At 70.8% G+C, this 13,172-nt stretch carries 9 protein-coding genes and 1 pseudogene; 3 read left to right on the forward strand and 7 right to left on the reverse strand.

Annotated features, from left to right (window positions below; translation table 11 throughout):
* The 6 genes and pseudogenes from ACFVYE_RS34570 to ACFVYE_RS34595 all read right to left on the reverse strand — a co-directional run.
* Positions 1–500: pseudogene (locus ACFVYE_RS34570) on the reverse strand (6-phospho-beta-glucosidase); the annotation flags it as partial.
* 2 nt (positions 501–502) lie between these two features.
* Entirely contained in the window at positions 503–1,405 is a 903-nt protein-coding gene (locus ACFVYE_RS34575; RefSeq protein ID WP_383973563.1) for a carbohydrate ABC transporter permease, read from the reverse strand.
* A gap of 1 nt (position 1,406) precedes the next feature.
* Complete coding sequence (locus ACFVYE_RS34580; RefSeq protein ID WP_383973590.1) at positions 1,407–2,288, reverse strand: carbohydrate ABC transporter permease; 882 nt, start codon at positions 2,286–2,288, stop codon at positions 1,407–1,409.
* Between the two features lie 73 nt (positions 2,289–2,361).
* Positions 2,362–3,699: an ABC transporter substrate-binding protein gene (locus ACFVYE_RS34585; RefSeq protein ID WP_383973565.1), complete on the reverse strand. Its 1,338-nt coding sequence runs from the start codon at positions 3,697–3,699 to the stop codon at positions 2,362–2,364.
* A 68-nt stretch (positions 3,700–3,767) separates the two neighbouring features.
* The gene (locus ACFVYE_RS34590) at positions 3,768–4,991 is read right to left on the reverse strand and encodes an ROK family protein (protein ID WP_383973567.1); all 1,224 of its coding nucleotides are present in this window, start codon (positions 4,989–4,991) and stop codon (positions 3,768–3,770) included.
* A gap of 274 nt (positions 4,992–5,265) precedes the next feature.
* Positions 5,266–6,333 carry a mechanosensitive ion channel family protein gene (locus tag ACFVYE_RS34595; protein WP_389608121.1) on the reverse strand — a complete coding sequence of 356 codons (1,068 nt, stop codon included), beginning with the start codon at positions 6,331–6,333 and terminating at the stop codon, positions 5,266–5,268.
* Between the two features lie 329 nt (positions 6,334–6,662).
* Here ACFVYE_RS34595 and ACFVYE_RS34600 point away from each other — a divergent pair, with 329 nt between their 5' ends.
* Positions 6,663–7,199 carry an HNH endonuclease gene (locus tag ACFVYE_RS34600; RefSeq protein WP_018552807.1) on the forward strand — a complete coding sequence of 179 codons (537 nt, stop codon included), beginning with the start codon at positions 6,663–6,665 and terminating at the stop codon, positions 7,197–7,199.
* 73 nt (positions 7,200–7,272) lie between these two features.
* Here the strand turns inward: ACFVYE_RS34600 and ACFVYE_RS34605 are convergent, their stop codons facing one another.
* Positions 7,273–10,311 (reverse strand): beta-N-acetylglucosaminidase domain-containing protein, encoded by a 3,039-nt coding sequence (locus tag ACFVYE_RS34605; protein ID WP_383973571.1) that lies wholly within the window; start codon positions 10,309–10,311, stop codon positions 7,273–7,275.
* Between the two features lie 311 nt (positions 10,312–10,622).
* Between ACFVYE_RS34605 and ACFVYE_RS34610 the strand changes: the two genes are divergently transcribed.
* Positions 10,623–10,895, forward strand: coding sequence for a hypothetical protein (locus ACFVYE_RS34610; protein ID WP_383973573.1), 273 nt, complete (start codon positions 10,623–10,625; stop codon positions 10,893–10,895).
* Positions 10,896–13,133 carry a 4-alpha-glucanotransferase gene (gene malQ / locus ACFVYE_RS34615; RefSeq protein WP_389608122.1) on the forward strand — a complete coding sequence of 746 codons (2,238 nt, stop codon included), beginning with the start codon at positions 10,896–10,898 and terminating at the stop codon, positions 13,131–13,133.
* Positions 13,134–13,172 lie beyond the last annotated feature (39 nt).

Here is a 13,172-nt window from a genome sequence, read left to right on the forward strand (position 1 = left end):
GCCACGTTGCACAGGCCGACGGCCTTGTGCCCGGCCTGGAGCAGTGCCCGGGTCACGATGCCGACCGGGTTGGTGAAGTCGATGATCCAGGCGTTGGGGTTGGTGCGGCGGACCCGTTCGGCGATGTCCAGGACGACGGGGACGGTGCGCAGTGCCTTGGCGAGGCCGCCGGCGCCGGTGGTCTCCTGGCCGATGCAGCCGCACTCCAGCGGCCAGGTCTCGTCCTGGTTGCGGGCGGCCTGGCCGCCGACGCGCAGCTGGAGCAGGACCGCGTCGGCGTCGGCGACGCCCGCGTCGAGGTCCGAGGTGGTGACGATCTTCCCCGGGTGGCCCTGCTTGGCGAAGATCCGCCGGGCGAGGCCGCCGACGAGGTCGAGGCGGTCGGCCGCCGGGTCGACGAGCACGAGCTCCTCGACGGGCAGCGTGTCCCGCAGCCGGGCGAATCCGTCGATCAGTTCAGGTGTGTAGGTGGACCCGCCACCAACTACTGCGAGCTTCATAATCAGCCCTTTACTCCGGTCAGTGTGACGCCCTCGACAAAGGCCTTTTGTGCGAAGAAGAAGACGAGGATCACGGGGGCCATGACCAGTACGGTCGCGGCCATGGTCAGGTTCCAGTCGGTGTGGTGTGCGCTCTTGAAGGATTCCAGGCCGTAACTGAGCGTCCAGGCGGCCGGGTTCTCGGAGGCGTAGATCTGCGGGCCGAAGTAGTCGTTCCAGGCGTAGAAGAACTGGAACAGCGCGACGGCGGCGATGCCCGGCTTGGCCATCGGTACGACGACCTTCAGCAGGGTGCGCAGCTCGCCGCAGCCGTCGACCTTCGCCGCGTCGAGGTACTCGTTCGGGATGGTCAGCAGGAATTGCCGCAGCAGGAATATGGAGAACGCGTCACCGAAGGCCATCGGGATGATCAGCGGCCAGAGCGTGCCGGACATGTCCAGCTGCTTCGCCCAGAACAGATACATAGGGATGACGACGACCTGCGGTGGCAGCATCATCATCGAGATGACGAGCATCAGCGAGAGATGCCGCCCGCGGAAGCGGAACTTGGCGAGCGCGTACGCCACGGGCAGCGATGACACGACCGTGAGGACGGTGCCGAGCCCCGCGTACAGCAGGGTGTTCTTCCACCAGGTCAGAAAACCCGGGGTGTCGAACACCTTCTTGTAGTTGCTCCACTCGAAGGGGTGCGGCCACAGATCGCGGGTCAGTGCCTGCTGGTCGCTCATCAGCGAGGTGAGCAGGAGGAAGACGAACGGCAGGACGAAGAAGAGCGCGGCAGCGACCCCGAGCGAGTGCACGGCGATCCAGTTCAGCAGCGTCTTGCGGCGTGCCGTGCGTTCGGCCGGGGTGATCGGGCCGGTCGCGGGGTCGGCTGCCTTGAGGGTGTCGAGAGCCTGCGCCACGTCACTCACCTGCCTGGATCAGCCCGCTGCGGCGCCGCATCAGCAGTGCGGTGAACGCCATCGCGAGTACGAAGAGAACGAGCGCGACCACGCAGGCGGAGCCGTAGTCGAAGCGCTGGAAGCCGAGGTTGTAGACGAGCTGCGGAAGCGTCAGTGTCGACTTGTCGGGATAGCCGGGTTCGAACTGCTGCCCGGAGCCGCCCATCACACCCGAGGCGACCTTCCCCGCCACGAGTGGCTGGGTGTAGTACTGCATCGTCTGGATGATCCCGGTGACCACTGCGAACATGATGATCGGCGAGATGTTCGGCAGGGTGACGAAGCGGAACCGCTGGTACGCGGTCGCCCCGTCCAGCTCCGCCGCCTCGTACTGCTCCTTCGGTACGTCGAGCAGCGCGGCCATGAAGATCACCATCAGGTCGCCGACCCCCCACACCGCGAGCGCGGTCAGCGCCGGCTTCGACCAGGTGGCGTCGGTGAACCAGCCCGGCGTGGGCAGCCCCAGATCACCGAGGATCGAATTGACCGGCCCCGTACCCGGGTTGAGCAGGAAGACGAAGCCGAGGGTCGCCGCGACCGGCGGGGCCAGATACGGCAGATAGAACAGGGTGCGGAAGACTCCGGCACCCGTCTTGATCCTGGTGATCAGCAGCCCGACACCGAGGCCGAACACCACCCGGCAGGTCACCATGACCACGACCAGCCACAGAGTGTTCTGCAGCGCGGGCCAGAACAGCGGGTACTCGTTGAAGACGTACGCCCAGTTCTTCAGCCCGCTGAACTCCGGGGCCGCGAAACCGTCGTAGTCGGTGAAGGAGAAATAGAGCGTGGAGATCAGCGGGTAGGCGAAGAAGACGCAGAACCCGATCAGCCACGGCGACATGAAGGCCGCCGTTCGAAACGCCGACCGGCGGCGCTTCGAACGGAGTGTGTACGTGCTCGTACTCATCGCGGTTCTACTTCGCCTGTGCGATCGCCGCGTCGATTTCCTTGGCGGTCTTCTCCAGACCGGCCTTGATGTCCGTCTGCTTGCCCTTCTCGATGTCGAATCCGAGGTTCTGCAGGGACACCAGGTACGCGCCGCCGTTCACCGAGGGCGGGGTGGTGGTGCTGTCGGGGTTCGCGGCGATGTCCAGGAACGTCTTGAACCGCGGGTCGTACTTCAGCTTCGGCGACTTCAGCGCGTCCAGCGTGGACGGAACGTTGTGAATGGCATTGGCGAAATCGACCACCGCGTCGGTGTCGGTCGTCATGAACTTCACCAGCTCCCACGCCGCGTTCTGCTTCTGCGAGGTGGCGGCGATGCCGGCGATGGTGCCGGTCAGATAACCCTTGCCGTAGGTGTCGGCCTCGTCGTCGGCGACGGGCATCGGGGCCACCCCGATCTCGAACTCCGGCTTGGTCTCCTCGGCCATCCCCAGCCGCCACTCGCCGTCCAGCTGCATGGCCACCTGACCGGTGTGGAACGGGTGCTTGGCGCCCCACTCGTCACCGAACGCCGTACGGTACTTCTCCAGCTTCTCGTAGCCGCCCAGGTCGTCGACCAGCTTCTTCTGGGTGGCGAGCATGGAGGCGAACGCCGGGTCCTTGGCGATGTTCGACTTGCCGTCCGCATCGAAGTACTTCGGGTTCCAGCCGCCGAGGTAGTGCTCTGTCGTCGACTCGTAACCGTGGTAGTTCGGCATGAAACCGAGCTGCTCGTACGAGTCGCCCTTGGTCTTCGTCAGCTTCTTGGCGTCCGCGGCCAGTTCCGACCAGGTCTTCGGCGGGCTGGTGATGCCGGCGGCCTTGAACGCGTCCTTGTTGTAGTAGAGGCCGTACGCGTCACCGAGCAGCGGCACGGTGCAGCGCACACCGTCGAACTGGGTGTACTCGTTCATTGCCTTGGGGAAGGTCTTGTCCGCGTCGATCCCGTCCTTCTTCAGGAAGGGGTTCAGATCGACGAACGCCTTCGACGAACAGAACTTTCCGACGTTGTTCGTGGTGAACGACGAGACGACGTCCGGGGCCTTCGAGCCGCCCGCCCGCAGCGCCTGGTTGATCTTGTCGTCGGTCATATTGCCGACGACCTTCACATGGATATTGGGGTGCTCCTTCTCGAAGGCGTCGACCGTGGCCTGAATTCCCTTGACCTCGTTCGGGGCACTCCAGCCGTGCCAGAAGTTGATGGTCGTCTCCTTGGACGCGTCATCACTGGCACCGGAGTTGCTCTGGCCCGTACAGGCGGAGGCGAACAGCGATATCGCGGCGGTCGCGGCGAGCGCGACGGCCGTCTTCCGGCGGTTTCCGGACATGGCGGTGACTCCCGAGGAAGGATTGGGACGGAGAGGGGCGACGTACGAAGGAAGGGGCGGGAAAGGGGTCAGCGCGACGTGTCGAAGACTTCGTCACGGGTGGTGGCGAGTGCGCTCTCCAGCGCGCCGCGCAGTACGGGCCGGTGGGTCACGTCACCGGCGATCAGCCGGGGCCGGGAGGCCGCCAGCTCGACGAGCTCGGACTCCACCCGGCCGCGCAGCGGTTCCCCGCCGGCCGCGATCAACTCGCCGGACAGCACGACGAGTTCCGGGTCCAGTACGGCGATCATGGAGGCGAGGCCGGTCGCGAGTCCGGTGGCGAACAGATCGAGGAGCCGGAGGTACGGGCCGTCCTCGCCCGACTCCGCGGCTTCGGCGGCCCGCGCGATCAGGCGGGCCGCGACCTCGTGATGGGTGCCCGAGCCGCGGCTCAGCTCGTCGTCGATGCCGAGCTCCCGGGCCAGCCGGGACAGCACCTGCGCGCCCGCCAGCTCCTGGAAACCGCCGGCGTTCACCTTGGTGACCTGGCGGACCAGCGGGACGCCGGGCACCGGCAGGAAGCCGACCTCACCGGCACCGCCGGTGAAGCCGCGGTGCAGCCGTCCGTTGATGACGAGGGCGGCACCGAGCCCCTCCTCGTTCCACAGCAGGACGAAGTCGTCGTGCCCGCGCGCCGCGCCGAGCCGTTGTTCGGCCACCGCGACCAGGTTCACGTCGTTCTCGTACTCGACCGGCATCGGCAAAAACGCGGCCAGCTCGTCCAGCAGGGTGGGGGAGTGCCAGCCGGGCAGGTGCGAGGCGTACCGCAGCCGCCCGGTACCGGGGTCGAAGGCGCCCGGGGTGCCGATGACGACCCGGTGCACATCGGAGCGGGTGAGCCCGGCGTCCTTGACCGCCCCGTCCAGCGCATCCGCCACCTGCCGCACCACGCAGTCGGCGCGCCGCCCCGGGGTGCGCAGCTCGAACTCGCCGACCGTCTCACCGGTCACATCGGCGACGGCGGCGACGATCCGGCGGGCGTTCACATCCAGTCCCGCGACATGGGCGGCCCGCGCGTTCACCGCGTACAGCTGGGCATTGGGCCCCGGCCGCCCCGCCACGGTCCCGGTGGCGACGACCAGCCCGGCGGCCTCCAGTCGCGCCAGCAGTTGCGACGCGGTGGGCTTGGAGAGCCCCGTCAGCTTCCCGATCCTGGTCCGGGAGAGGGGCCCGTGCTCCAGCAGCAGATCGAGGGCGGCCCGGTCGTTCATGGCCCGCAGAACGCGGGGGGTACCCGGTGTGGTTCCGGCCATGAGCACTGCACCTGCCCTCTGTTAGGAAAGTTTCCTATTCGGTGAGAGGACGGTATGCGCACGTCACCGGGCCGTCAATGGGCAGCGCCCCGGTGGCTACCAAAGCGTTACCTGGGGTACTTCCGGAATGCAGGGGTCCTTGGTTTTGCATTTCCAACCGGGCTGATGGTGAACCGAGTTGAGGTCACATCGACTCACTCGCGAGTGAGGGGCGCCCCGCAGACTTCGCGGGGTGCCCCTCACTCGTACGGCCGGGTCCTGCTCCGGCCGGGTCCTACTTCGACATGTTCGGCGGCGGGGTGATCGGTGTCGCGGCCAGGGACTGCGGCGAGGTGGCCGACGCGTACGCCGAGGGGGCGGCCATGGCCGCCGTGGGGTCGGCCGACGAGGCCGCGTCCCCCTGGGCCGGGACGCCGCCGACCATGCGGATTCCGGCCTCGTCGAAGGACCGCTTGATCCGCCAGCGCAGCTCCCGCTCCACGCCCAGAGCCTTGCCCGGCATCGTCTTCGCGGTCACCCGGACCGTCATCGAGTCCAGGAGCACCGAGTCCAGGCCCAGGATCTCCACCGGGCCCCACAGCCGCTCGTTCCACGGGTCTTCCTTGGCCATCGCCGCGGCGGCCTCGGAGATCACCGTACGGACCTTGTCCAGGTCCTCCGTGGGGCGCACTGTCACATCGACGCCGGCCGTCGACCAGCCCTGGCTGAGGTTGCCGATCCGCTTCACCTCGCCGTTGCGGACGTACCAGATCTCACCGTTGTCGCCGCGCAGCTTGGTGACGCGCAGGCCGACCTCGATGACCTCGCCGGAGGCGACGCCCGCATCGACGGTGTCGCCGACGCCGTACTGGTCCTCAAGGATCATGAAGACACCGGAGAGGAAGTCGGTGACCAGGTTGCGCGCACCGAAACCGAGCGCCACACCGGCCACACCGGCGGAGGCCAGCAGGGGGGCCAGATTGATCTGGAACGCGCCCAGGATCATCAGGGCGGCCGTGCCGAGGATCAGGAACGACGCGACCGAGCGGAGTACGGAACCGATCGCCTCGGAGCGCTGACGGCGGCGTTCCGCATTGACCAGCAGCCCGCCGAGGGCGGTGCCCTCCACCGCCTGGGCGCTGCGGTTCATCCGGTCGATGAGCTTGGTGAGAGCACGGCGGATCGCTATGCGCAACACGATCGCGATCGCGGCGATGAGCACGATGCGCAGACCGGTGTTCAGCCAGGTGGACCAGTTCTCCTCCACCCAGCCCGCGGCGTTGCCGGCCTGCTCGGCGGCCTCGTCCAGCGAGCCACCGGGCCCGGGCGACGGAGCTGCGGCCAACAGGGCGGACGGGAACACGGTGGAACCTCCAGATGGACAACGGCGGACCAACCACACTAACGGGGTATCGGGAGTGTTCCGTTGCCGCGATCGGGGGGAGAGCGCGTCTCACGAGGGGCGCGCAGGCGGCGTGTGTCCGATCGCACATCGGGGCGCGGCCGCTGCGGCAGAGGCCCCGAGGCGCCTGTTCCGGCGTGCGGCGACGGTGCCAGAAGCGCGGAGCGGCGAAAAATCCTCCCGGCCCGTTACCCGCACGTGGTGGCGCTTTGACCAGGCGTGAGTAGAGACTGAGATCGGATCGTCCCGGCGCGAGCCACGCGCCGCCGGCGTACAAGGAGGCATCCACCGTGCCGCATGTCCTGGTTCTCAACGCGTCGTACGAGCCGCTCGGCGTCGTACCGCTCCGCCGCGCGCTCGTCCTCGTGCTCGAAAACAAGGCCATTTGTCTTGAGGAGTCCGGCGCCTTCATGCACAGTGCCACCCGGGCCGTCCCGGCCCCCAGCGTCGTCCGCCTGAAGCGGTTCGTACGGGTTCCCTACCGGGGGCCCGTACCGCTGACCCGCAGGGCGCTGTTCGCCAGGGACGGGGGCCGCTGCATGTACTGCGGTGCCGCCGCGACCAGCGTCGACCATGTCATTCCGCGCAGCCGCGGCGGACAGCACGCCTGGGACAATGTGGTGGCGGCCTGCCGCCGCTGCAACCACGTCAAGGCGGACCGGCACCTGCCGGAGCTCGGCTGGCGGCTGCATCAGCAGCCCGCCCCGCCGACGGGTCTCGCCTGGCGCATCATCGGGACGGGACACCGCGACCCGCGCTGGCTGCCGTACTTGCAACCGTTCGGCGCGGACGACGCGATGGCCCGGATCGACGGCATCTCCGCCTGAGAGATCCGGGCCTTTGTCGTTCCCGGGGCCGGACGGGGGCCTTCGGGGACGACAGTCGCGCGCCACCGGGGCGTTACTCCGTTGCGGCGACGGCGTACGCCTGAACCGACCAGAGCGAGTAGCCGAACTCGGTGGCCCGGGCATCGCCCTGCACCCTGATGAAGCGAGTGTCCTTCGCGTCCATCCGGACCGACTCGCGTCCGCCCTTGCCGTCCCGTACGGTCGCCGCCGTGCGCCAGCTGCGGCCGTCCGCGGAGACCTGGATGCGGTAGCGGGAGGCGTACGCGTCCTGCCACCGCAGCACCACCTGGCCGACCCGGGCCGGCTGCGGCAGTTCCGCCTGCCACCAGGCGCCGTCCTCGGCCGGCGAGGACCAGCGGGTCTCCGGATCGCCGTCGGAGGCTGCCGTCGCCGGGAAGTCCGGGGTCTCGTCGCCGGACGAGGAGACGGCGGCGGTACGCACCAGATCGGTGCCCGCGGTGCGCGGGTACGCCCGGACCGTCAGCGTGCTGCGTTCCTCGCCGAAGCCGATCGGCACCTCGTACTCGCCGGCCGGGGTGCCCGCCGGGACGGTGATCTCGACGGGGACGTCGGTACGGGAACCGCGCGGCACCCTCGTCTGCTTCGGGACACGCACCTCGATGCCCTCGGGCGCCTTCGCGGTGAGCGTGCCCCGCACCTCGGCGGGGCGCCGGGCGGCCAGCCGCGCCTCGACCCGCTGCGGCCCGCCGCCGATCTCGGCGTCCGTCTCGCCGCGTACGAGATCGAGCCGGGCGGCGGGCTCGTCGCCGAACCACGGCACGAGCGCGCGCACCTGCGGAGCCCGGCCCTGCGCACTCCCCAAGGCACCGGTTCCGATGCTGCTTCCCATCCGGCTCTCCGGGACGATCGGCGGCATCGTGCCCGTGATGACCGGCGGTGTCGACGGACCGCCGGTGGGCCAGCTGATCCGGATCGCGTCGGCCCGCAGCCCCCTGGCCGGCGTCTGGGTCCAGCCGGTGGCCGACACCGGGCCGAGGCTGCGCCAGCCCTCGCCGGACACATGGGCCTCCAGCGTCGCACCGGCCACCGCACCGCTGCCGGGTACGGTCATCGCCGTCACGGTCTCCACCGGGCGGGACCGGTTCAGCCGGACCGTGTAGCTGCCCGGGGCCTCGGTCACCGTACCGGCGTCGCGGTCCGCGCCCGTCCAGGCGTCCGCCTCCCGGCGCACCCGGTCCAGGAACGGGCCGAGGACGCCCTTGCCGACCGTCGCACCGCTCGCCTTCGCGGCCTTGCGCACCGGCTCCAGCGCCAGCGACGCCTGCCACGCGGCAGCGCCGTCACCGCGCGACTGGGCCTGCAGCAGGTCGACGGCCAGCTCGCCCGCCCGGCCGTACCGGGACAACTGCTCCGTCCATGGCCGCACTTCGCCGTCCAGGCGTCCGTCGGCCGGCCCCTTCAGCCGCTGCGGGGTCTCCCGCATCACGGTGAACGCCGCCCGCAGCCTGCGCGCCGCATCGGCCCGCGCCGTGGCGTCGCTCGCCGTACGGGACTGCCAGAACGCGGCCAGCAGCGGCTGCAGATACGCCGACTCGTCTGCGCCCAGCACCGACGTCGCACTGTTCCCGGCCAGCGCGCGCAACGCGTCCCTGGTGCGGGCGTCGTCGCCCGCCAGATCGTCGATCGCCGCCTGCCAGGACTCCTGCGGCCGGTAACCCTTCGGGTTCCAGGCGAAGTCGGCGGCGGTGAACAGCGGTATGCGGGATGCGGAGGGCTGCTCCATGGCATTGGCGAGCAGTGCCGCGGAACCCATCGCCACCGCCGGGTCCCGGCCGGTGTACGGGCCGAGGAAGATGCGGTCCTGCGCGTAGTCGTTGACCGGGTAGTTGTCCATCGTGACCAGCGGATGCCGGAACGTGGCGCGGGCACCGGCCAGTTCCCCGCCCGTGATGGTCCTCGGCACGACCCCGACACCGGTCCAGGCGATCTGGACCCGGTCGTCCAGCTCCTCGGCGAGCGCCCTGCGGTAGTCGGTCGACCCGTCCTGGTAGAACTCCGTCGGCATGACCGACAGCGGCTCGGCGTCCGGATAGCGGTCCGCGAGATGCCGTGCCACCCTGCTCGCCACCCGCGCCTGCGCCCTGGCCGCCGCCTCGGGTCCGCTGCCGAAGGTGTCGGCGTCGCTGTCGCAGTGCCACTCGCTGTAGCTGACGTCCTGGAACTGCAACTGGAAGACCCGCACGCCCAGCGCCCACATGGCGTCGAGCTTCTTCGTCAGCGCCTTCACATCGTCGTTCGACGACATGCACATGGCCTGGCCGGGGGCGACGGCCCAGCCGAGCGTCACATGCTCGGCGCGGGCCCGCTCGGCCAGTGCCCGGAAGTCGGCGCGCCGGTCGGCGGGGTACGGGTCGCGCCAGCGGGCCTGCCGGTACGGGTCGTCGCCCGCCGCGTACAGATACCTGTTCTGCTTCGTACGCCCCATGAAGCCGATCTGCGCCAGCCGCTCCGCACGGCTCCACGGCTGCCCGTAGAAGCCCTCGGTCATCCCGCGTACGGCGGCGCCCGGCCAGTCCCTGACGGTGACCCCGGCGACGCTCCTGTCCCGGATCAGCTGACGCAGCGTCTGTACGCCGTGGAAGAGGCCGTCCTCGCCGACGCCGTCCATGGCGACGGTGTCCCGGCCCGCGACCCGGCCAACCGCGATCCGGTAACCACCGGACGGCAGATCGCCGCGGTCGGGGGCGTGCAGCGTGCGCAGGGCGTCCTGGGCGCCGTTGCCGCCGAGCCGGATGACGGGTCCGCTGCCCGGCAACGCCTCGTGGACGGTGCGCACGCCCGTGTCCCGCAGGATCTGCCGGAGTGCGTCGACGGCGTACGGATCCGCGTGCGCGCCGGCCACGAGGGTGACCTCGGCAAAGAGCGGTACGGAGGGCCCGGACGCCTTGATGGACTGGGGCCGCGGCCATACGGCGGGCAGCGTGCCGTCGTCCGTGCGGTCGGAGGTGGTGACGGCGGGGGAGCCGGGCGCCGAAGGGGCCGCGACGGCAGCCGGCGTCCCGGCCGAGAGCAGCCCGCCGAGCACGGCGACCGCGACGGCCGTTGCCTGCTTTCTGCGCCTGAGCCGCATCGCTCTTCTCCCTCGCTCTCACCGGTGGGCTCCGAGCCCACCACCCGCGCGCAAGGGTGTCAATGCGGGTGGCTGTTGTGCCGCAAATGCCCGATGTGGCGGGTGGGGTGAGGGATGGTCGGCCGTCGACGGGTGACGCCAAGGATGACGTCGAATGGCCGAAAACAGCGGACAACTTACGGAGAACCGGCCTCCGGGGAACGGAATGTGACCCAGAGCACGTTGAAGTCGTTGTGGTAACGCCTACGTCTGCGGTCGAGCCCGCTGGGTAGGTCTGCTGTGTCCTGTTCCCCCACGGCCGGGAGGCCACCATGCCCGCTGCCGCGCAGCTTCTGCTCTCCGCCCTCTCCAAACAGGCACCCGGTCCCGCCCCGCTGCCCGGTGCGGTCCCGGCCGTCGGGCCCGGCCCCGGTCCGCTGACGAGCGAGCCGCCGCTCGCCGATGCGATACCTCTCACCAGCGAGCCGCCGCTCGCCGACGCCACGCCACTGACCAGCGAAGCCCCGCTCGCCGTCAACGCCCCGCTGACCAGCGAGCCGGCCGCCTCCGGCGGCGCGTGGGGCATGGAGTTCCCAGGAGTCTGAATGGGCTTGTCCCGGCTCGCCGCACTGCACGGCGTCGCCACCTCCTACTCCCCGTCCGCCGATGTCACGGTGTCCGTTCCCGACGACACCGTCATCGCCGTGCTCGCCGCGCTCGGTGTGGACGCCGCCACACCCGAAGCGGTACGGGAATCGCTCGCCGCCGCCGAGTCCTCGGCCCGGTCCCGGCTGCTGCCGCCGACGCTGGTGGTGTGGACCGGGGAGCCGCTGCCCCCGGCCCTGACCGCCCTGCCGCCCGGCACTTCGCTGGACATCGGGCTCGAGGACGGCGAATCGCCCCCGCCCCCGCGGATGTACATTCCGACCGACCGACCGGATCCGGCCGTTTCGGAACGGGGCGCCGCCGACGCGGGCACGGGTGCGGACGGGGAGAGCGGAAGGGACGCGGCTGAAGGGGCGGGAGGCGGCACCTCGACGGGCGTGCCCCCGACCCCCGGATGGTGGGTCGAACCGCCGCTCGGGGTGCACCGGTTGGCCGTACGTGCTCCGGGCGGCCGGAGTGCGACCGGCACGCTCGTCGTCGCCCCGCCCCGGGTGCCGCAGCCGCCCGCACGCAGCCACGGCTTCCTCGTCCAGCTCTACTCCCTGCTCTCCGCCCGCTCCTGGGGCATGGGCGACCTCGGGGATCTCGCCGACCTCGCCGCCTGGTCAGGGCGGACCCTCGGCGCCGGATTCGTCCAGGTGAACCCGCTCCACGCCGCCGTGCTCGGCAACCCGACCGACCCGTCCCCGTACCGCCCGTCATCACGGCGCTTCCCCGACCCCGTCCATCTGCACATCGAGTCCATCCCCGAGTACGGGCACGTGCCGGACCGGGGCACCCTCGACGATCTGCGGCAGGACGCGGCGACGCTCAGCGACACCGTGCTGAACAAGGGCGCCCTGATCGACCGGGACGCCGTCTGGGAACTCAAGCGCCAGGCTCTCGAACTCGTGACGAAGGTGCCCCTCACCCCGGGCCGCCGCGCCGCGTACTGCGACTTCCTGGCCGAGCAGGGGCGGGCCCTGGAGGACCACGCCCTGTGGTGCGCCCTCGCCGAGGTGCACGGCTCCGACTGGCACACCTGGCCGGCCGCGCTCCGCGACCCCCGTTCCAAGGAGACCGCCCGCGCCCGCCGTGCACTGCTGGACCGGGTCGATTTCCACTGCCGGCTCGCCTGGCTCACCGACAGTCAGCTCGCCGTGGCCCAGCGCGCCGCACTGGACGCCGAAATGGCCGTCGGCATCGTCCACGACCTCGCCGTCGGCGTGCACCCCGGCGGCGCCGACGCCTGGGCCCAGCAGGACGCCTTCGCACACGGCATGTCCGTCGGCGCTCCCCCGGACGCCTTCAATGCCCGCGGCCAGGACTGGGGCCTGCCGCCCTGGCGCCCCGATGTCCTCGCCGCGTCCGGCTACGCCCCGTACCGAGGGCTGCTGCGCGGACTCCTCGCCCACGCGGGAGCCCTGCGCATCGACCACGTCATGGGCCTGTTCCGGCTCTGGTGGGTGCCCGAGGACCGCCCGCCCACCGAGGGCACCTACGTCAGCCACGACGCCGAGGCGATGCTCGCCGTCCTCGTCCTGGAGGCGCACCGGGCCGGCGCGGCCGTCATGGGGGAGGACCTCGGCACCGTCGAGCCGGGGGTGCGCGAGGCGCTTGCCCGGCGCGGAGTGCTCGGCACTTCCGTGCTCTGGTTCGAACGGGACTGGGCGGGCAACGGCCGCCCGCTGGCCCCCGAGGAGTGGCGCGAGGGCTGCCTGGCCACCGTCACCACGCACGATCTGCCGTCCACCGCCGCCCGGCTGACCGGCGACCATGTGACGCTGCGCCACCGCCTCGGCCTGCTCACCCGCAGCCTCGCCGAGGAGCTGACCGCGGACGCGACGGACACCGCCGAGTGGCTGGGGTATCTCGCCCGGCTGGGCCTGCTCCCCGAGGGGGAGGGCGACGAGGAGGGCGCCGTCCGCGCCGTACACCGCTTCCTGCTGCGTACCCCCGCCCGCATGGTCGGAGTCTGGCTGCCCGACACACTGGGCGACCGCCGTCCGCAGAACCTCCCCGGCACCTGGGACCAGTACCCCAACTGGCGACTGCCCGTCGCCGACGCGGAGGGCCACCCGGTCACCCTGGAGGAGCTCGCCGCAGCACCCCGCCTGCACCGGCTGATGGAGGTCTTCGAACCTCGCGAGCACCGCCCGGGAACCCACCCGGAAATCCATCCGGAATCCCGCCCCTGACCCCGTACGGCACCCCCGGGCGCGCGCCCGTTCCGGGCG

It is taken from the genome of Streptomyces sp. NPDC058239, assembly GCF_042882185.1.
Classification (GTDB): domain Bacteria; phylum Actinomycetota; class Actinomycetes; order Streptomycetales; family Streptomycetaceae; genus Streptomyces.

Coding starts and splice junctions, on each gene's coding strand:
- ACFVYE_RS34580 (WP_383973590.1), bottom strand. CDS start 2,288: ATGTCGCCGTGGCTGATCGGGTTCTGCGTCTTCTTCGCCTACCCGCTG.
- ACFVYE_RS34585 (WP_383973565.1), bottom strand. CDS start 3,699: ATGTCCGGAAACCGCCGGAAGACGGCCGTCGCGCTCGCCGCGACCGCC.
- ACFVYE_RS34590 (WP_383973567.1), bottom strand. CDS start 4,991: ATGGCCGGAACCACACCGGGTACCCCCCGCGTTCTGCGGGCCATGAAC.
- ACFVYE_RS34605 (WP_383973571.1), bottom strand. CDS start 10,311: ATGCGGCTCAGGCGCAGAAAGCAGGCAACGGCCGTCGCGGTCGCCGTG.
- ACFVYE_RS34610 (WP_383973573.1), top strand. CDS start 10,623: ATGCCCGCTGCCGCGCAGCTTCTGCTCTCCGCCCTCTCCAAACAGGCA.
- malQ (WP_389608122.1), top strand. CDS start 10,896: ATGGGCTTGTCCCGGCTCGCCGCACTGCACGGCGTCGCCACCTCCTAC.